This window comes from Cohaesibacter marisflavi (assembly GCF_963665895.2).
In the GTDB taxonomy this organism is placed as follows: Bacteria; Pseudomonadota; Alphaproteobacteria; order Rhizobiales; family Cohaesibacteraceae; genus Cohaesibacter; species Cohaesibacter marisflavi.
Window position 1 is genome coordinate 4,713,044 of sequence record NZ_OY762534.1, and the last position, 18,672, is coordinate 4,731,715.

The following is an 18,672-nucleotide window of genomic DNA, read 5'->3' on the forward strand; positions in this document are numbered from 1 at the left end:
AAACAGTCGGAGAAGAATTATGGGATATTTGAAGCAATTTCCAAATAAGGAAGGCTATTTTGGTGATTTCGGTGGCGCTTTTCTGCCGCCACAGCTGGTGCCCCATTTCAAGGAAATCGGCGAAGCCTATGAACGCATTGCCGTGGACAGCTCCTTCATAGCGGAGCTTCGCTATATTCGCGAGCATTTTCAAGGCCGCCCGACGCCTGTCCAGCATGCCAAGAATCTGTCGGAAAAGATGGGGGGAGCGCAGATCTATCTCAAGAGGGAAGATCTGAACCATTCCGGAGCGCACAAGCTCAATCACTGCATGGGTGAAGCGCTTCTGGCCAAATTCATGGGCAAGAAGAAGCTGATCGCCGAAACCGGTGCTGGACAGCATGGTGTGGCGCTTGCTACGGCCGCGGCCTATTTCGGCATGGAATGCGAGATTCATATGGGCGAAGTGGATATCGCCAAGGAACACCCCAACGTGATCCGCATGAAATTACTCGGGGCTGAGGTTGTGCCGGTGTCCTTTGGTGGCAAGACCCTCAAGGAAGCGGTCGACAGTGCTTTTATGGCCTATCTTGAGCAAGCTGACGAGGCCATCTATGCCATCGGATCTGTTGTCGGGCCTCATCCTTTCCCGAAGATGGTGCGCGACTTCCAGTCTGTGGTCGGCTTCGAGGCCAGAGACCAGTTCCAGGCCATGACGGGGCTGGACCCGGATCATGTGGTGGCGTGCGTCGGTGGTGGCTCCAATGCCATGGGGCTGTTTTCCGGCTTTCTCGACAATGAAGATGTAAAGCTCTATGGTGTTGAGCCGCATGGCAAGGGCTCCGAACTCGGCCAGCATGCCGCGACGATCACCTATGGGCATCCGGGCGAGATCCACGGTTTCAAATGTTTGGTGCTGACCGATGACAAGGGCGAACCGGCGCCGGTGCACTCCATTGCTTCTGGCCTTGACTATCCCGGTGTCGGACCGGAGCATTCCTATCTGCACACTATTGGCAAGGTGAATTACGGCTCTGCCAGCGATGAAGAGACCTTGAAGGCCTTCTATGCGCTCAGCAAATATGAAGGCATCATTCCGGCGCTGGAGAGCTCTCATGCGGTGGCTTATGCCATGAAGATGGCTCCGGCGCATCCGGGAGAAAGCATTCTGGTCAACCTGTCCGGTCGTGGCGACAAGGACATTGACTATGTGACCGAGAATTTCGGCTTTGGCGAAGACTTCTCGCTTTAGGATCAATCCTTTGATCCAGAAATTGAATTCCGGCGATCTCTATAGATTGTCGAAATTCGTCTCATTTTCTTTTCGAATTGTGCGCAAATGATACAGTTTTTGAAAGAAATGCTATTGTCAGCCCTTTCTGGTTTGGTTTAAACAGGGGGCAACTGATTGCGTCCGATATTGCGCGACGCAAGGATCTGCACATTCTGACAACTCTCGCTTGACTGACGAGTGTCACCCTTTCCTCTGAAGGACTTTATAATGCCTGACTATCGTTCCAAGACTTCGACCCATGGCCGCAATATGGCTGGTGCCCGCGCGCTTTGGCGTGCGACCGGCGTTGAAAATGGAGATTTTGGCAAGCCGATCATCGCGGTGGTCAACTCCTTCACCCAGTTCGTGCCGGGGCATGTTCATCTGAAGGATCTGGGGCAGATGGTGGCACGCGAGATCGAGGCTGCCGGTGGCATCGCCAAGGAAATGAACACCATTGCTGTGGATGATGGCATCGCTATGGGCCATGACGGCATGCTCTATTCGCTGCCCTCTCGCGAGATCATCGCAGACAGCGTCGAATATATGGTCAATGCCCATTGCGTTGACGCCATGGTTTGTATTTCCAACTGCGACAAGATCACCCCGGGCATGATGATGGCGGCCATGCGCCTCAATATTCCTGCTGTCTTTGTCTCTGGTGGCCCTATGGAAGCTGGCAAGGCGGAAGGCGTCGATCACAAGCTCGACCTCATCGATGCCATGATCATGGGCGCTGACCCTCAGGTCTCCGATGAGCAGGTGCAGAAAGTGGAAGAATTCGCCTGCCCGACTTGTGGCTCTTGCTCGGGCATGTTTACGGCCAACTCCATGAACTGTCTGGCTGAATCTCTGGGCTTTGCCTTGCCGGGCAACGGGACCATCGTGGCAACCCATGCTGATCGCAAAGAGCTGTTCCTTGCAGCAGGCCGCAAGGCGGTGGAACTGTGCAAACGCTATTACAAAGAAGAAGACGAAAGCGTTCTGCCGCGTAACATCGCCAACTTCAAAGCGTTCGAGAATGCCATGACGCTTGATATCGCCATGGGCGGCTCCACCAACACGGTGCTGCATCTGCTGGCAATTGCGCAGGAAGGCGAAGTGGACTTCACCATGGGTGATATTGACCGCTTGTCGCGCATCGTTCCAAACGTTTGCAAACTGGCACCGATGACCCAGAAATATCATGTTGAGGATTGCAACCGCGCCGGTGGCATCTTCGGTATTCTGGCCGAGCTGGATCGTGCCGGTCTTATCCATCGTGATTGCGGCACCGTGCATTGCAAGACCCTCGGGGAAGCGATCGATACCTATGATATCATGGGCGCGCCGAGCGCAGAGGTGGAAAATCTCTACAAAGCCGCTCCGGGTGGGGTGCGCACCACCGAGGCTTTCTCTCAGGCAAGTCGTTACAAGGAACTGGATAAGGACCGCGCAGAAGGCTGCATCCGCGCCAAGGAGCACGCCTATAGTCAGGATGGTGGTCTTGCGGTGCTGTTTGGCAATATCGCGCTGGATGGCTGCATCGTGAAAACCGCCGGCGTGGATGAAAGTATCCTCAAATTCTCCGGTCCGGCTCGCATCTTCGAAAGTCAGGAAGCTGCTGTGAAAGGCATCATCGGTGGCAAGATCCAGTCTGGTGACGTGGTCATCATTCGCTATGAAGGGCCACGCGGTGGTCCGGGCATGCAGGAAATGCTCTATCCGACCTCCTACCTCAAATCCATGGGGCTGGGCAAGGAATGTGCGTTGATCACCGATGGTCGTTTCTCGGGCGGTACCTCGGGGCTTTCCATCGGTCATGCGTCTCCGGAAGCTGCCGCCGGTGGCGCCATTGGCCTCATCGAAGAAGGGGATGCCATCGAGATCGATATCCCGAACCGTTCGATGAATGTCGCTGTTTCCGATGCCGTTCTGGCTGAGCGCCGTGCGGCCATGGATGCCAAGGGGGCTGATGCCTGGCAACCGGCTGAAAAGCGTGAACGCATTGTTTCCCGCTCCCTTCAGGCCTATGCCCTGATGGCAACATCTGCTGACAAAGGCGCCGTGCGGGACCTGACAGGATTAAGACGCTTTGATGATTAGTCATCAATAACTTCTATATTTGTTGATCTAATCAATCCCGAAATCCGGAAGCAATGCTTCCGGATTTTTTTTGGTGCTTTCTTCATATTTCTTGGTATAAATGGGTTTTAGTTCTTTCCTTTTATTTATTGGTCCGGAGTGTTCGAATGCATCGACCTCAACGTTTTAGTTTTGGCTTGCTTGTTTTTGTAGGATTGTTCTGCCTGTCTTTTACGGCGAATGCGTCTTCTCAACATTTGGCAGCATTTGTGAATTTCGTGAAAACGAAGAATTTTACGCAGGCAAACTTCTATTTGCGGCAGGGATATCTGAAGCAAGAGGACCTGGATACATCGCAAATCTATTTTCGCATTGCAGTCGCACATGATGAAAGTGATGTTGAGGTTCTGCCGCAGGTCTATCACTATCTGAACGCACTTAAGACGATTGATCTCAATCGGCAGTTTCTTTGCAAGTCTTCCGGAAGCAATAAATACGAGAAGCCCTGCTACATGGTGAATCTGCTCGCTCGAGGACAATCGGTCGACAAATTTCAATTCTATGCGGAGCGTGGTCTCAATCTCAATGCTGTGTTCGCGGACGCGATTCCGGCGCCGTTCCTAATTATAAACCGATTGGGGACGAATTATTACAGCCTTGCCAATATCAACCAGCTTACTGCTATGGGAATGGTCTTTGGTGATGAACTCTATGACCCTAGCCTGATGCAGGATCCAGGTTTGAATCGGGTCGTGCTGCCTCTTGATACAGGAGCCGTGACCTCATTCCATTTCATGGATATGCTCACCATTTCTCTGGGTAACGTAGATGAACAGCATCAGGGTGTTTATAACCGGTTTGGCATGAGTGAGCTACAGCTTAGTCGGCGGGACGAACTCATGTGTTCGTTCATCTCACATTCTGCGCAAAAGTTTGCTCCAAGCTTTGACTATCTTCGTTACTTGATGGATATGCGTCAATCATTTCGCGCAGAGAACTTGAGAGCGCAGCCAGATCCTCATAGTCGAATTTACTTCAGGGCATTTCCTAATGCTTGCGTACAGTTGGTTTCAGCGTTGGCGCGGAGCCATCCTCATCTGGAAACGATGGTTTCCGAGTTTGCTGCCAAAGGGGATGTTGAAACAGCCCAGTGGCTTCTGACTTTCCAGCAGCAGCGCTAACCAAGAGTTTTGATAGGAGCGTTTTATGAAGAAACTTATGGTGCTTGCCATTGCCTACACACTCGGAAGTACACAAATGACCGCACCTGTCTATGCGGGGAGTGGTGACTTTTTTGCTGGTGCGCTTGTTGGTGGTGCTGTTGGTCTTATTGCCGGAGGTGCCAATAAGGCAAGGGCAAAGAGTAATCGCAGCCATAAGGGCACGTCCTCACGGTCTAGGATCGACCCTACGCAACGGGAAAATAACCGGGATTTGCAACGCCGATTGAACGAGCTAGGCTATGATGCCGGCACGCCTGATGGGGTCTTGGGGCGTAGGTCAAAGGCCGCGATTTCCGCTTTTCAGCGAGACAATGGTTTGCCGCCTACGGGTAAACTATCCAATGAGCAGACCGCCTTGCTTTATCAACTGTCCGAGGGGCAGGCTATGGGGATGAATGGTGGCATGGGCATGCAGGCTCCTGCCATCCCTGGGGCCGCCGGTCCCGCTTTCCCATCTATCAATAACGGTATGAACAATGGCGGTACACTCAATGGTCCCGCTTTCCCTGACATCGGTGGCGGCAATGTCAATCAGATGCAGATTGGCACGCCCTCTGGGGGGCAGTTTGACAATGCGATGCCAAGTTTTGGTACGCCGGCGGCTTCCTTTGGAAAGCCGATGGCCGGCGCAGCGGCGGGAACTGGAACTGCGGCTGCTGTGACTGGCATGCCTGCTGTCTCAAACATGAACGAGGCTGCGCTTGATGATGGGGCTGCCGTCAGTACTGCCAATACCGATCTGAGTTTTGCTTCAGGACAACCATCTATTCTTGGAATTGAATTGGGCGAATCCTTCAAGAGCGGTTTGAGTAAACTGGAAGAAAATGGATATCAGAATTGCGCTGGGCAGGAAGAATTCATTACCTGCTCTGCTCAGAAAACAGGCGTGACTGAAACCATACGTATCGCACGCGGATTGGAGCAGGCTGATGTTCCTGTTTACCTAATGGACAGAACGACCCTATTGAAGGTTGATGTTGACCAGTCTGTCATTGATGCAAAAATCGCTGAAGCCTATCCAGAAATAGCTGCTGCTCCCCATCATATTCTAAGCAACAGTGCTGAGTGCGCAGCCTATATGAGTGATCTGAACAATATTGATGGCTTCGTGAATGCTTTGGACCAGCTTCGTCAACAAGAGAAGTCGGTAAATGAATGGCTCGAGAAATCTCTCGAGGTTTGCCACAGCTTCTACAAGCTCAATGTTAATCACGACGGCGAGCAGTATCGGGTGAGAGTCATTCTGTTTGATGGCAGTTACTTGGACAATGAAGTTGCCAGATTTGGACAAAAGAATATCGACAAGGTCAATAGTGCTTTGAAGTTCTGATTGATCAGGCCTTGAGCTGTCGCAATAGCTAAAAGAAAACCCGGAGCTGGTTTGGCTCCGGGTTTTTCTTTGCTTTGTTGCTATGCGCGGATTGTCCCGCTCAGGCTTCGGTCTGCACCAGTTCTCGCGTTTTCATGAAGGTGATGTCCGGGTGTCGTTCCTTGGTGAAGTCGATTTCCCACTGGCTCTTTGCCAGAAAGACCGGGCTGCCTTCGCGGTCATGCACGATATTGTTGACGTTGGCCGAAAGGAAGGTCTTCATCTTGGCCTCGTCATCGCATTTGACCCAAACCGCCATATTGTAGGTGATGGGCTCGAAGTCGATTTCGACGCCATATTCCGCTTTAGCGCGGGACTTGAGCACGTCGAGCTGCAGGATACCCACCAGACCAATGATCCAGTTGGAACCGATGTTTGGTTTGAAGACCTGTGTGAGGCCCTCTTCAGCCAAGTCTTCAAGGGCACGACGCAGCTGTTTAACCTTGGTGCCATCGGGCAGGCGCACACGGCGCAACACTTCCGGCGCAAAAGCGGGTAGGCCGGTGAACTGCATTTGCTCGCCTTCCGTGAAGGTATCGCCAACGCGAATGGTGCCATGGTTGGGAATGCCGATCACGTCGCCGGGGCCGGCTTCCTGCGCGATCTCGCGATCCTGTGCGAAGAACATGATGGGGCTGTGCACCATGATGTCCTTGCCGGTGCGGACCTGACGTAGCTTCATGCCGCGTTTGAAGTCGCCCGAGCAGATACGCATGAAGGCCACGCGGTCGCGATGGTGGGAATCCATATTGGCCTGCACTTTGAAGACGAAGCCGGAAACCTTTTTCTCTTCTGGTGAGACCGTGCGTTCGGTTGTCGGGGACGGGCGTGGCATGGGCGCGATATCCGCGATGAGATCAAGCAGGGCGGTTGGTCCAAAATCTTTCAGCGCCGAACCGAAGATGACCGGCGAGAGATGGCCCTCGCGATAGCTTTCCAGATCGAAATCGGAATAGCCAACAGACGCCAATTCGATCATCTCACGGCTTTCTTCCAGCAACTGGCTGTCGACCAGATCATCGAGCTTGGCATCATCGATGCCGGAGGTTTCAACGATCGTGTCGAAGGCATCCCCTTTGGTCTTGGCGGTGTAATAGTCGCCATTGGTCACGTTATAGCAACCATGGAAGGTGGAGCCGGAGCCGATGGGCAGAACCATGGGGGAGACATCCAAGGCGAGCGTCTCCTGAATTTCATCCATCAGCTCGAACGGGTCTTTGGCCTCACGGTCGCATTTGTTGACCAGCGTAATGATGGGAATGTCGCGCAGGCGACAAACCTCGAATAGTTTCAGCGTCTGGGCCTCGATACCCTTGGAGGCATCGATGACCATGATGGCGCTGTCGACGGCGGTCAGCGTGCGGTAGGTATCTTCGGAAAAGTCTTCATGGCCCGGGGTGTCGAGCAGGTTGAAGATCAGATCCTTATGCTCGAAGGTCATCACCGATGAAGTGACCGAGATGCCGCGCTCCTGCTCGATCTTCATCCAGTCCGATTTGGCGCGACGTTTCTCGCCACGCGCCTTGACCTGACCGGCCATGCGGATGGCGCCGCCAAAATAGAGAAGCTTTTCAGTGAGAGTGGTCTTACCGGCATCAGGGTGCGAGATGATCGCGAAGGTGCGGCGGGTTTCATGAGATGATGGCATTGATATCTTGTCTTTCTGGCCAGTGCTCTGGCTGCTTTTTATTCGGTGCTCAGCGCGTATGCATCAGGGCAGGCGCGATCTACCATAAACAAGGGATCCGATTTGGGCCGGACCATAGGGGATACAAGGGAAAATTTCCATAGAAAAAGCTGTCAACCTTTATAGCAGCGATCAGTGCGGCGCATTTTGCGGTTGGCTGAGAAAAGCAGCTTCTCAATAGGGCGTTGCTGCACGATGGCAAAGGCCGCCAGAATGATGATGCCGGCCCCCAAAAGAGTGCTGCTATCGGGATATTCGCCGAAAATGAAATAGCCGAACAGGGCAGCATAGATCAGCGAGATATAGTCGACGCTCTTGACCAGCCCCGCTTCACCAAGTCGCAATGCTCGAATGCCGATCCAGTTGCCCGCTGCCGATAAGCACCCCATACCCAGAAGAAGGATGAGGTCTGTCAGGTCTGGTTGCCGCCAGAGCCAGATCATGGGAATGCCCGATAAAAGGCCAATGAAAAGAGCCTGATAGGAGAGCAGGGTGGTGGTGGATTCGGTCTGGGACAGCTTTCTTACCGAAAGCGCTGCCAGAGAGGCGCCAAAGGCAGCTGCAAGGGCAATCAGGCTGAAGCCGTCCAGAAAGCTTTCTGGCGTCGGTTTGATGGCGATAAAGACGCCGATAAACCCTGAAACAATGGCGACCAGACGGAATGGGCCAAGCCTTTCGCCAAGAAACTGGTGCGCGAGCAAAGAAACAAAGAAGATATTGGCAAAGCCAAGGGTGGTTGCGGTGGTCAATGGCAGACCGCTCACAGCCAGAATGCCAAGAGACAAGGCAGCGAAAGCGCCGGAAAGGCGTAAGGAGTGAAGCCCCGGATGGCTGGTCTTGAGCGCGTTTGGGAAATCTTTGACGAGGAGCGGCAGGGTTGAAAGAAGAATGACGATCTGTCGGAAGAACAGGATCTGGAGCACGTGATAGTCATGTGCGGCCAGCTTCGCCAAGCTTGCTGTTGCCGTCATCAGGGCAGTTGAACATAAAGCGAGGAGGACGGCTTTTTGATTGCTGGTCATGACAATTTATCCGCATTTTAAGAGAAATGGTACCATGGTACCAAAATACAGATAAGTAAAGTGCCTTGTTGTCACAGGTGGTGAGAGAGTGGCATCTTGAATGCGAATCAGAATGATGGAAGAGAGGCGCGGCCGTGGCGAAAAAAATTGAGCGTGTGCAGACTGGCGTTCGTCTGGAAAAGAATGTCCTGAAGGTAATGAAGGCTCTGGCGGCGCATCTGGAAATCGGTCTGGGAGACCTGATCGAGGGGATTGTGCTACACAGTTTTGAAGGCAAGGCGCCCTTCAGTCCCGAGACGCTGGACTTCATCGAGACCATACGCAAAGCCTACGGGCTTGAGCTGACCGCAGCTGATAGCCACAAGCTGGAAGAATGATGCAAGGCAGATGGGCGCAGATGGTCTCTGTTTGTAACCGGGCTCAGCCAGATCAGCTTTCGCCCAGTTCTTCCTGCAGGATTTCCAGCTCTAGCCATTTTTCTTCGGCTTTTGCCAGCAGTTCTTCCTGCGCTTCCAGTGCCTTGGCGGCCTTGTTGAAGGTCTCGGGATCCTTGCTGAACAGGTCGGGGTCTTCCAGACGGGCGCGCAGGCGATCGATTTTGCCTTGAATATCGTCCATCTTGGCCGGCAGCGTCTCGAGCAGATGCTTGTCCTTGAAGGTGAGGCCCTTTTGCTGTCTGGGCGCCGATGTCTCCTCCGTGGAGGTGGATTGGGCTTTTGATGCCTTTTCCTTCTTGGCGGCTTTGCGTGCGGTGACGCCCGAGCCACGCTGGGCAATCATGTCGGTGTAGCCACCAGCATATTCGGTCCAGCGGCCATCGCCTTCCGCATAGAGGGTGGTGGTACACAGACGGTCAAGGAAATCACGATCATGACTGACGAGCAGCACTGTGCCTGAATAGTCGTCGATGACTTCCTGCAACAGATCAAGCGTCTCCAGATCGAGGTCGTTGGTCGGTTCGTCCAAGACAAGGAAGTTGGACGGCTTGGCAAGGGCGCGGGCCAGCATCAGCCGACCGCGTTCGCCGCCGGAAAGCACTGATATCGGGCTTCGGGCCTGTTCAGGGCGGAAGAGGAAGTCCTTCATATAGCCGACCACGTGGCGGGAGCTGTCGCCCACCTGTACCATGTCACCGTCATGGGTGGTGAGGGCTTCCTTCAGCGTCCAATCGGGATTGAGGCTTTCGCGCTTCTGGTCGAGGGTCACCATCTGCAGGTTCGTACCCAGCTTGACCGAGCCGCTATCAGGCTCAAGGCCATCGGTGAGCAGGTTGATGAGGGTCGATTTGCCTGCGCCATTGGGGCCAACAATGCCAATGCGATCACCGCGCAGGATCTCCATGGAGAAATCCTTGACGATGGTGCGCCCGTCAAAGCTCTTGGAAATATTTCTGGCCTTGATGACCGACTTGCCGGAATTTTCCCCTTCTGTCGCGCTCATCTTCACATCGCCCTGCGGGCGGTTCTGGGCCATATGCTGCTTCTTCTCGCGCAGGGCACCCAGCTCGCCAAGGCGGCGCACGTTGCGTTTGCGTCGGGCAGTGACGCCATAGCGAATCCAGTCCTCTTCGGCCAGAATCTTCTGCTTGAGCTTTTGCTCTTCAATCTGCTCCTGCTCGAAAACTTCATCGCGCCAGGCTTCGAAATTCGCGAAGCCTCGGTTGGACCTGCGTGCAGTGCCGCGATCGATCCAGACCACGTTGCGTGTGAGATTCTCCAGGAAGCGACGGTCATGGCTGATGATCACCTTGGCCGAGCGGATCAGCTTGAGTTCGCTTTCCAGCCATTCGATGGCGGGTAGATCGAGATGGTTCGTTGGCTCATCCAGCAGCAGGATATCAGGTTCCGGTGCCAGAACACGGGCGATAGCGGCCCTGCGGGCTTCGCCGCCGGAGATGTCACTTGGGTTTTCCTTGCCAGTAAGGCCCAGCTCTTCGAGCAGATATTGCGCCCGATAGTGGGCGTCGCCGGGGGCGAGGCCTTCCTCGACATAATCCAGCACCGTATCAAAGGCGGTAAGATCCGGCTCCTGCGGCAGGTAGCGCAATGTGGTGCCCGGCTGGAAGAAGCGGTCCCCTCCATCGGGTTCGACTATAGCTGCTGCGATTTTCAGAAGCGTGGATTTGCCAGACCCGTTCCGGCCGACCAACGCGATGGAATCCCCTTCATGCACGGCCAGTTCGGCGCCAGCCAGAAGAGCCTGTCCGCCAATTGCCAGATGAATATCCTGAAGGTGAAGGAGCGGTGGTGCCATGAAAAGTCTGTCCGAAAATGAGTTGGAAAGCTTGCAGGAATAGTCAAGCGATTGCTCGTCCTTGGCTTTAAACAAAGCCGAAGCTGTTGGCAAGGCCCACGGTGGATTGCGCGCTTGCCTTTCATCCGGTCAATGAGGTGCTAGTTGGAGCTTTTTTCCAGCTCCCGCACCTGATCAGCAAGAGAGAAAACTTGCGACCACGGGTCCTGTTTTGCGCTTTTGGGGTCCGGGCGTTGGTCAGACGCATCATCCGAATTTTCGTCGGAGCTGTCGTCGTCGGTGTTTGAGGCTTCAGAATTTGACGCCTCAGACGCATTCTGCAGGTTGGCTGCCGTTCTCTCGACCCTTTCGCTGATCTGGGATGCCCGGATCACTGTTGCCTTGATCGCTTCGGCCTTTACCGAGGCGGTATCTTCACTGTCATCGTTGGCGTCTGCCTTGGGAGTGGTGAACTCGGACAGGCGGCTTGCGATCTGTTTGATTTCGTCACGAAGTATCTGCTCACGCGTGGTGAGAGGGCCACTGGGTATTTCCTCTCCCTTGTTGTCTTGGAGCTGTTTTTCGAGAGCATCAAGACGTGTTGCAAGATCCTCGTTGTTGGCGAGCGCTTTATCCAGTTCGTCCTGTAGCACCTGCTTTTCCTTTTCGAGGCCATTGATGACGTTAGACAGATTTTCTCCGTCTTGCAGTTTCTGTTGGGTTTCCAGCTGCATGGCCAGATTGGCGATCTTGGCTTCTGCTTCCATACGACGGGTTTCTGCTTCTGCCAGAAGGGTATCGCTGTCGCTGCCGCTTTCTGCCGACTGCTGATTGGCGCGATCAAGCTGAATGGACAGCGTGTCGATTTTGCTGTCTCTGTCGGCAAGGTCGGCTTGCAAGCCATCGACTTTGTCCTGTAGAGCCGTGAGGCGCTCCTTGGTGCGCTCCAGTTCATTGGTGCGCTGGCCAAGCAGGGATTCTGCCTTACTGCGCTCATTGGTCTGTGCGGTGAGCTGGCTGGAGAGGCTGGAAATCTCGTCCCTGAGATTTTCTATGCGGGCCATCTGGGCGGCCAACTCGACCTTTTGTTCGTCGACATTGGTCTCCAGATAATAGATTTCCTTGTTGAGGTCGACCTTGTCCGTTTCCAGATTTGCGATCGCCTGACGGGCTTCAGCCAGCAGGGCTTTCGTGTCCTGCAGTAGGTCAGAGATCTGGTCGGTTTCTGCCTTTTGATCGGACAGCGTGCTCTTGAGGGATTCTAATTCCTCTTCATGCTGCTCGATCGTGCTGTCCCGCTTCTCAAGGGTGGCGTTGAGGCGGTCGATCTTGATGGTCTGATTGGCTAGTTCATCTTGCCGGCGGTTGGATATGACCTCTAGTCGGCGCATGTCGACAGCCATTTCCGCGCGGATATGGTCCTTCTCGGCCTGAAGCTCGTTGTAGCTTATGGGAATTTCCGCCACGAGCCTTTTTTGGGTCAAGCGGACGGCCCGGCGCCAGATCATCGGAACCACAAGCAGCATCAGCAGCAGAGTGACAAATACCCCGAGCAATATGTACATGATGATTGCGATCACGGTGTTTTTCTTCCTTGCTGGCGTGCCTTGGCAAACTTGAAATCTATGCGCCCATCAGATGGTCTTGTCAGCTTTCCAGATACAGACCGGCCAAACGGTGTGCAGCCGAAACCTCGACATTCAAACATAATCTCATATAGGCAGACAATCTGCCTTTCATGAAAAGAAAGGCTGTTATCGCCTAGATAGCAGCCAATCTTGCTTAGCGGAATTAAAAAATAGCGTGACACTGCGCTTTCTGACCGGAAATGCCGGTTGGAAAGAGCAGTGTCTATACAGTGTCTATGCAATCACAATCAAAACGGGTTCCAGGTGGCTTTGCGTGTGAATTTCAAATAGCCGATATTCACGCCCAGCCTTGCGCCTACGCCGGAGCGAATGGGAACAATGTAATATTGCTGGTCAAGGCTCAGAACGGTAACACCGAAGCCGCCAACCAGATATGCTGAGCCATTGACCCCGACCCAGCGGCGATAGAGATAGTCAACGCTGGGTAGATGATAGACCAGCATCATGGTGCGGTTGCCATCACCGCCAAAATCCCAGCCGATCGAAGGCCCCTGCCAGAAGACTTTGTGTGTACCCATATTCTTGGTGTAGAGATCGCCTTCGCCATAACGTGCGCCGGCAACGAAAGCTCCGCTACCTTCCTGACCAAGAATGTAGCCGTTTGGCAGGCCATATTTCGAGACGGCTTTTTCAACCGCAGATGCCAGGCCGCCGGTGACAGTTCCAAAGAATTTGTGGCCAGTGGCCACGATTTCGTTCGTCGTGTAATGCTGGTTTGTCTGTGCGCGTGCCGTTGATGCGAAGACCGTCAGGGCCGCGATGGTGAACGCAAGCAAAAGCAATTCCTTGCCTTTGTTTCTCAGTTCGTTTGACCAGGCCAGATTTGCCATCATGAATATCCTTGTAATGCTGTGGCAGCTTTTCCACCGATCTTCCTTCATTCTGCTTGCCATTTTTTACAGGAGTGGCCTCACTTGCAAGTGAAAATGAAAAGCTTTTGTTTACATTGATCGTTGGATGACACTTTTATTTAACGGAAAGACTCACAATCTGATTTTAACCCGAAATAAGAGCAAAAAAGTGATTGCCATTGCATCTCATCCACTGTTGCCCCTTTTTTGTGATAAAAAGGCGGATGCATTGCTTCAGAAACGAGTAATGCGATGCGGGCGCTCCATGGTTGGTCGACAAGGATTTCTCTGTATGCGTCTTCTCCTTATTCTGCTTGCTCTTGTCTTTTCAGCAACGGGCATGAGCTCGACTGCAGAGGCGACAGCGCAGTCACGCAGGATTGTGACCGATTCCCGTTCGGGCTATGCCATCTACGGGTATGACCCGGTTGCCTATTTCACGGAGCATTCGGCAGTCTTAGGCCTCAGAGAGCATGAATATGTCTGGAACGGGGTCTCGTGGATCTTCTCTTCCAGAGCCAACAAAGCCGTATTCATGCAGAACCCGGATGTTTACGCGCCTCAATATGGCGGGCACGGTGCGTTGGCGATGGCCCGGGGCTATGCATCGGACAGCAACCCCAATGTCTGGGCGATTTACAGGAACCGGCTGTTTCTTTTCTATTCCTATACTGCGCGTGCGGCCTGGGCCGAGGCGGTTGACCTGCATGTGGAACGTGCCGATGGCGAATGGCCCGCGATCGAGGGCACCTTGTCGCGCTGAATTGTGTAAAAGCGTGTCTAATCTTTTCAATCTGCGTTGCTGGCTGCGTGAAAATGCGCAAGCGTCTGTGAAACAGGTCGATTGTGCGGCTTCTGGCCTTGGCAGCGGGGGGGCTAAAAGGTAATGCTTCCAATTGTGCGAAAGGTTGATTCGTATTCTAATAAATCTGCTAACCTTTGGGGTCCGTTGAGTATCAGGAACCAGAGCTGGTGTTGAACCGAGCCCAAAGCTATGCCGCTGCTTTTAGAGGGTGCAATGTCTGGTATTGATACACTGTCTTCGATGGATTTGGCCGCGCTGCTTTGCAGCCGTGTTTGTCACGATATCATCAGTCCTGTCGGGGCCGTCATCAACGGTCTGGAAGTTCTTGAAGAAGATAATGGCGAGGAGATGCAGACCTTCGCCATGGAGCTTATTACCAAGAGCGCCAGCACGGCATCTGCCAAACTTCAGTTCGCACGCCTCGCATTCGGTGCAGCAGGCTCTGCCGGGGCGGAGATCGATACCGGGGATGCAGAAAGTGTTGCGCGTGGCTATATGAACTCCGAGAAGGCTGAAATAGAGTGGGAAGGCACCCGCGTATTGATGCCGAAAAATCTGGTCAAGCTGCTGCTCAACCTGATCATGATCAGCATTTCAACCATTCCTCGCGGGGGGACCATCAAGGTATCTCATGAGGGCGATCCCAAATATCCGACCTTCAAACTGGTTTCCGAAGGCAAGAATGCCCGCATCCCGGCAAGCCTTGATCGGCTGCTGCGCGGTCGTCCGGCTGACGAACAGGGATTCACTGCCAACTCAATCCAGCCTTATTATACCGGCCTGCTTGCGCGGGAAGCCAAAATGGACCTCGCGTTTGATTGGGTTGATGACACCATCACCATTCAGGCCAAGCCGGTTCACATTCCAAGTGCCGATGAAATGATCGGTCAGGCGATCCCGTGCGAGGAGCCTTCCGAAGCTTGAGGTGATCCGTAGAGTTACTTATCGTAAACGGATAATATTCTGGACAGAACTGTATCCAGACTATTGAATTTATTCTACATTAATCAAGTATAGTCATTCATACCAAAGTCGCGAAACTTTTATAAACAGATGCCCCGAGAATTGCATCAAGTTTGAATGTTTGTGTGCTTTGCTTCAGCTTAAATTAACGCTTTGGCCCGAGACTGAAGCGGAATAACTGTCTATTCGGACCGGTTTCCGCCAAGAATCAGGGTTTTAGGCCATGGATGATCTTTTACGTGAATTTATCGAGGAAACGAATGAAAGCCTTGACGTTGTAGACGTTGAGCTTGTCAAATTTGAGCAAGAGCCAAATAATGCTCAGATCCTCGATAACATCTTTCGTCTCGTACATACTATCAAAGGGACTTGCGGTTTCTTGGGGCTTCCAAGACTAGAAAGCCTTGCGCATGCCGCCGAGACCTTGATGGGCAAGTTCCGAGACGGGGCTCCTGTGACAGGAGAAGCTGTTTCCATCATTCTTGTCTCGCTTGATCGAATTAAGGAGATCGTCGGAGAGCTGGAGGCGAATGAGGCGGAACCAGAAGGCTCTGATGATGATCTCATTGATCAGTTGGATCGTTTGTCTGGCGTAGGAAAGTGGGCCGGGCAGGGAACCTCTGTGGTGGATCAGGCCAGTGGCGGCGGCGCTGAAGCGCCCGCAGCAGACGTTGCTGAAGAAACCCCGGCAGCAGAAGCGCCATCCGAAGGCGAACCCGCTCACGAAGTTTATCAGGTTCTGGAGCGTGAGCTCAAGGCCGGTGAGGTTTCTCTGGATGAGTTGGAACGCGCTTTCCGCGAGGCCGACGGTCCAGAAGATTTCGACGTAGCCCAGAGCGCAAAGGAAGCTGCCGAAGCTGCCGTTGCCGATGCTGCTGCGCAGAAACGTCTAGGCAAGGTGCCAACGACCAAGGCTCCTGCCGAAAAGGCGCCTGTGGCCAAAAAGAAAAAAGAAGAGCCCAAAGCCGAGAAAGAGCAGAAATCGGGCGGCGGGGCACATCAGTCCATCCGCGTGAATGTCGAAACGCTCGAACATCTCATGACCATGGTTTCCGAGCTGGTGCTGACCCGCAACCAGTTGCTCGAAATCGTGCGCCGTCATGAAGATTCCGAATTCAAGGTTCCGTTGCAGCGTCTCTCCAACGTCACCGTTGAACTGCAGGAAGGGGTCATGAAGACCCGTATGCAGCCAATCGGTAACGCCTGGCAGAAACTGCCACGTATCGTTCGCGATCTGGCCAACGACCTGCACAAGGAAATCGATCTGGTCATGATCGGTCAGGATACTGAACTTGACCGCCAGGTTCTAGAACTGATCAAAGATCCCCTGACCCACATGGTCCGCAACTCTGCCGACCATGGTCTGGAGAATGGTGAAGAACGTGTTGCCATGGGCAAGCCGGCCAAGGGCACTGTGACCCTTTCCGCTTATCATGAAGGCGGGCATATCATCATCGACATTTCCGATGACGGGCGCGGTATCAACACCGAGAAGGTCAAGGAAAAGATCCTCAAGAATGAGCTTGCGACTGAAGCTGAGCTGGACAAAATGTCCGAACAGCAGATCAACAAGTTCATCTTTGCGGCTGGCTTCTCTACTGCCGAGAAAGTGACCAACGTGTCCGGTCGCGGTGTCGGCATGGACGTTGTTCGCAACAACATCGAACTGATCGGTGGGTCCGTTGATCTGAAGTCCATTCCGGGCAAGGGGTCGACCTTCTCCATCAAGATCCCACTGACGCTGGCCATAGTTTCCACATTGCTGGTCGAGGCATCGGGTGATCGTTTTGCGATCCCGCAGCTCTCCGTTGTAGAGCTGGTTCGTGTCCAGAATAATTCCGAGCACAAGATCGAACGGATCAAGGATACGCCGGTGCTGCGCTTGCGCAACAAGCTGCTGCCGCTCATCCATTTGAGCAACCTGCTTGGCATTGATAACAAGGGCGAGACCAACGATATCGAACTGGATGACAATGGCTTTATTGTCGTCATGCAGGTTGGTGCCCAGACCTTCGGCGTTGTTGTCGATGCTGTCTTCCATACTGAGGAAATCGTGGTCAAACCTATGGCGACCATGCTGCGCCACCTGACCATGTTCTCCGGTAACACCATTCTGGGTGATGGTTCCGTGATCATGATCCTTGATCCCAATGGTGTGGCTCAGGCCTTCGGTAGCCATGTTGGCACCGATGTGGAAGCCAGCACTGAAGCTGCAGAAAAAGAAGCGCTGCCAGAGGAACAGAATACTGTTTCGCTGCTCATCTTCCGCGCCGGTTCGCCAGAACCGAAAGCTGTGCCGCTTTCACTGGTCACGCGTCTGGAAGAATTCGAAATCGAACAGATCGAATTCTCCAATGGTCGCGACATGGTTCAGTATCGAGGCAGCCTGATGCCGCTGGTTCAGGTCAACGACTTCGTGCAGCGTCGCACCGAAGGATCCCAGCCGATGCTGGTCTTCTCTGATGCAGGGCGCTCCATGGGTCTGGTGGTAGATGAAATCGTCGATATTGTCGACGAACAGCTCAATATCGAGGTGTCCTCAGAAGTTCCGGGCATTCTTGGTACGGCAGTGATCAAGGGCAAGGCAACCGAGATCATCGATGTGGGGCACTTCTTGCCACAGGCTTTCGAGGACTGGTTCCATCGCAAGGAAATGAGTGACGAGGATCTTCTGACCAAGAAACTGCTGTTTGTTGATGACTCCAGCTTCTTCCGTAACATGCTCGGCCCAGTGTTGAAAGCGGCCGGTTATGAAGTGACGATTTGTTCGTCCGGTTCAGAGGCTCTGTCTGTTCTTGAGAGAGACCCGAGCTACGAGATCGTCGTATCGGATATCGAAATGCCCGAAATGAACGGCTTCGAGCTTTGCGAGGCAATCCGCCGTCAGCCAGCGACCCGCGATATTCCAATTATCGCCCTGTCATCGCTGTGCACGCCGGCTGCTATCGAGCGCGGTCGTCAGGCTGGCTTCAATGACTATGTTGCCAAGTTTGACCGTCCTGGCCTCATTGCCTCTCTGAAGGAACAACGCATTGAATTGGGAGTTGCAGCATGAGCAACCATCATATGACACCAGAGCTGGAAGATGACAGCGTCAATGAAACTATCCAGTATGTGACGATCTTCATCTCCGGCCAGCTGTTTGGCTTGCCAATCAACCGCGTTCACGACGTTTTCGTTCCCGAATCTGTTACCCGCGTTCCTCTGTCTCAGGTGGAAATTGCCGGTGTGCTGAACCTCCGTGGACGGATCGTGACGGCAATTGATATGCGCAAGCGTCTTGGTCTGCCCCCTCATGAACATGAGGGAAGCATGATGGCTATCGGAATCGAGTTCAAGGAGGAATCCTACGGCCTGATTATCGATAGCGTTGGGGAGGTTCTGGATTTGAGCGAGACGAGCCGTGAGGCCGTGCCAAGCAATCTTGATTCCCGCTGGGCTGACATTGCAGCTGGCGTGCATCGCTTGGACAGGGAACTCATGGTTATTCTCGATGTTGATCGTGTTCTGGGCGATATGGTTACAACGGGCGTTGCTGCCTAGTTGATCCCGCTC

General features: G+C 53.5%; 14 protein-coding genes. 9 read left to right on the top strand and 5 right to left on the bottom strand.

Features of this window, described 5'->3' with window-relative positions; all coding sequences use genetic code 11:
• Nucleotides 1-19: 19 nt before the first annotated feature.
• The 4 genes from trpB to ACKPCT_RS21960 all read left to right on the top strand — a co-directional run bounded on the left by trpB (nucleotide 20) and on the right by ACKPCT_RS21960 (nucleotide 5,869).
• Nucleotides 20-1,231, top strand: coding sequence for a tryptophan synthase subunit beta (gene trpB / locus ACKPCT_RS21945; RefSeq protein ID WP_090073349.1), 1,212 nt, complete (start codon nucleotides 20-22; stop codon nucleotides 1,229-1,231).
• Nucleotides 1,232-1,480: 249 nt separating this feature from the next.
• Nucleotides 1,481-3,337 (top strand): dihydroxy-acid dehydratase, encoded by a 1,857-nt coding sequence (gene ilvD / locus ACKPCT_RS21950; RefSeq protein WP_090073351.1) that lies wholly within the window; start codon nucleotides 1,481-1,483, stop codon nucleotides 3,335-3,337.
• Between the two features lie 146 nt (nucleotides 3,338-3,483).
• Nucleotides 3,484-4,497, top strand: coding sequence for a hypothetical protein (locus ACKPCT_RS21955; protein ID WP_319567977.1), 1,014 nt, complete (start codon nucleotides 3,484-3,486; stop codon nucleotides 4,495-4,497).
• Nucleotides 4,498-4,534: 37 nt separating this feature from the next.
• Nucleotides 4,535-5,869 (top strand): peptidoglycan-binding domain-containing protein, encoded by a 1,335-nt coding sequence (locus ACKPCT_RS21960; RefSeq protein WP_319567978.1) that lies wholly within the window; start codon nucleotides 4,535-4,537, stop codon nucleotides 5,867-5,869.
• 100 nt (nucleotides 5,870-5,969) lie between these two features.
• Here the strand turns inward: ACKPCT_RS21960 and ACKPCT_RS21965 are convergent, their stop codons facing one another.
• Together ACKPCT_RS21965 and ACKPCT_RS21970 are read right to left on the bottom strand one after the other, a co-directional pair.
• Nucleotides 5,970-7,556 carry a peptide chain release factor 3 gene (locus ACKPCT_RS21965; protein WP_319567979.1) on the bottom strand — a complete coding sequence of 529 codons (1,587 nt, stop codon included), beginning with the start codon at nucleotides 7,554-7,556 and terminating at the stop codon, nucleotides 5,970-5,972.
• Between the two features lie 152 nt (nucleotides 7,557-7,708).
• Nucleotides 7,709-8,617 (bottom strand): DMT family transporter, encoded by a 909-nt coding sequence (locus tag ACKPCT_RS21970; RefSeq protein ID WP_319567980.1) that lies wholly within the window; start codon nucleotides 8,615-8,617, stop codon nucleotides 7,709-7,711.
• A 134-nt stretch (nucleotides 8,618-8,751) separates the two neighbouring features.
• Here ACKPCT_RS21970 and ACKPCT_RS21975 point away from each other — a divergent pair, with 134 nt between their 5' ends.
• Entirely contained in the window at nucleotides 8,752-8,994 is a 243-nt protein-coding gene (locus ACKPCT_RS21975; RefSeq protein WP_319514067.1) for a hypothetical protein, read from the top strand.
• A 52-nt stretch (nucleotides 8,995-9,046) separates the two neighbouring features.
• On the opposite strand, the gene ACKPCT_RS21980 is transcribed toward ACKPCT_RS21975, so the two are convergent.
• The 3 genes from ACKPCT_RS21980 to ACKPCT_RS21990 form a co-directional block, all read right to left on the bottom strand.
• Entirely contained in the window at nucleotides 9,047-10,870 is a 1,824-nt protein-coding gene (locus ACKPCT_RS21980) for an ABC-F family ATP-binding cassette domain-containing protein (RefSeq protein ID WP_319567981.1), read from the bottom strand.
• A 140-nt stretch (nucleotides 10,871-11,010) separates the two neighbouring features.
• On the bottom strand, nucleotides 11,011-12,429 hold the full coding sequence (locus tag ACKPCT_RS21985; protein WP_319567982.1) for a hypothetical protein: 1,419 nt from the start codon (nucleotides 12,427-12,429) through the stop codon (nucleotides 11,011-11,013).
• 296 nt (nucleotides 12,430-12,725) lie between these two features.
• Entirely contained in the window at nucleotides 12,726-13,331 is a 606-nt protein-coding gene (locus ACKPCT_RS21990; RefSeq protein WP_090073363.1) for a DUF1134 domain-containing protein, read from the bottom strand.
• Nucleotides 13,332-13,641: 310 nt separating this feature from the next.
• On the opposite strand from ACKPCT_RS21990, the gene ACKPCT_RS21995 reads away from it, so the two are divergent.
• The 4 genes from ACKPCT_RS21995 to ACKPCT_RS22010 all read left to right on the top strand — a co-directional run bounded on the left by ACKPCT_RS21995 (nucleotide 13,642) and on the right by ACKPCT_RS22010 (nucleotide 18,660).
• On the top strand, nucleotides 13,642-14,112 hold the full coding sequence (locus ACKPCT_RS21995) for a YHS domain-containing (seleno)protein (protein ID WP_319567983.1): 471 nt from the start codon (nucleotides 13,642-13,644) through the stop codon (nucleotides 14,110-14,112).
• Nucleotides 14,113-14,367: 255 nt separating this feature from the next.
• The gene (gene chpT / locus ACKPCT_RS22000; RefSeq protein ID WP_319567984.1) at nucleotides 14,368-15,078 is read left to right on the top strand and encodes a histidine phosphotransferase ChpT; all 711 of its coding nucleotides are present in this window, start codon (nucleotides 14,368-14,370) and stop codon (nucleotides 15,076-15,078) included.
• Nucleotides 15,079-15,340: 262 nt separating this feature from the next.
• Nucleotides 15,341-18,172, top strand: coding sequence for a hybrid sensor histidine kinase/response regulator (locus tag ACKPCT_RS22005; RefSeq protein ID WP_090073366.1), 2,832 nt, complete (start codon nucleotides 15,341-15,343; stop codon nucleotides 18,170-18,172).
• A complete protein-coding gene (locus tag ACKPCT_RS22010) occupies nucleotides 18,169-18,660 on the top strand; it encodes a chemotaxis protein CheW (protein WP_090073368.1) in 492 nt (163 codons plus the stop codon). Before ACKPCT_RS22005 ends, ACKPCT_RS22010 begins: the two co-directional genes overlap by 4 nt.
• Nucleotides 18,661-18,672: the final 12 nt, after the last annotated feature.

Bases quoted from the DNA above. Each gene is read 5' to 3' on its own strand.
- trpB (WP_090073349.1), top strand. From the start codon at position 20: ATGGGATATTTGAAGCAATTTCCAAATAAGGAAGGCTATTTTGGTGAT.
- ilvD (WP_090073351.1), top strand. From the start codon at position 1,481: ATGCCTGACTATCGTTCCAAGACTTCGACCCATGGCCGCAATATGGCT.
- ACKPCT_RS21955 (WP_319567977.1), top strand. From the start codon at position 3,484: ATGCATCGACCTCAACGTTTTAGTTTTGGCTTGCTTGTTTTTGTAGGA.
- ACKPCT_RS21960 (WP_319567978.1), top strand. From the start codon at position 4,535: ATGGTGCTTGCCATTGCCTACACACTCGGAAGTACACAAATGACCGCA.
- ACKPCT_RS21965 (WP_319567979.1), bottom strand. From the start codon at position 7,556: ATGCCATCATCTCATGAAACCCGCCGCACCTTCGCGATCATCTCGCAC.
- ACKPCT_RS21970 (WP_319567980.1), bottom strand. From the start codon at position 8,617: ATGACCAGCAATCAAAAAGCCGTCCTCCTCGCTTTATGTTCAACTGCC.
- ACKPCT_RS21980 (WP_319567981.1), bottom strand. From the start codon at position 10,870: ATGGCACCACCGCTCCTTCACCTTCAGGATATTCATCTGGCAATTGGC.
- ACKPCT_RS21990 (WP_090073363.1), bottom strand. From the start codon at position 13,331: ATGATGGCAAATCTGGCCTGGTCAAACGAACTGAGAAACAAAGGCAAG.
- ACKPCT_RS21995 (WP_319567983.1), top strand. From the start codon at position 13,642: ATGCGTCTTCTCCTTATTCTGCTTGCTCTTGTCTTTTCAGCAACGGGC.
- chpT (WP_319567984.1), top strand. From the start codon at position 14,368: ATGTCTGGTATTGATACACTGTCTTCGATGGATTTGGCCGCGCTGCTT.
- ACKPCT_RS22005 (WP_090073366.1), top strand. From the start codon at position 15,341: ATGGATGATCTTTTACGTGAATTTATCGAGGAAACGAATGAAAGCCTT.
- ACKPCT_RS22010 (WP_090073368.1), top strand. From the start codon at position 18,169: ATGAGCAACCATCATATGACACCAGAGCTGGAAGATGACAGCGTCAAT.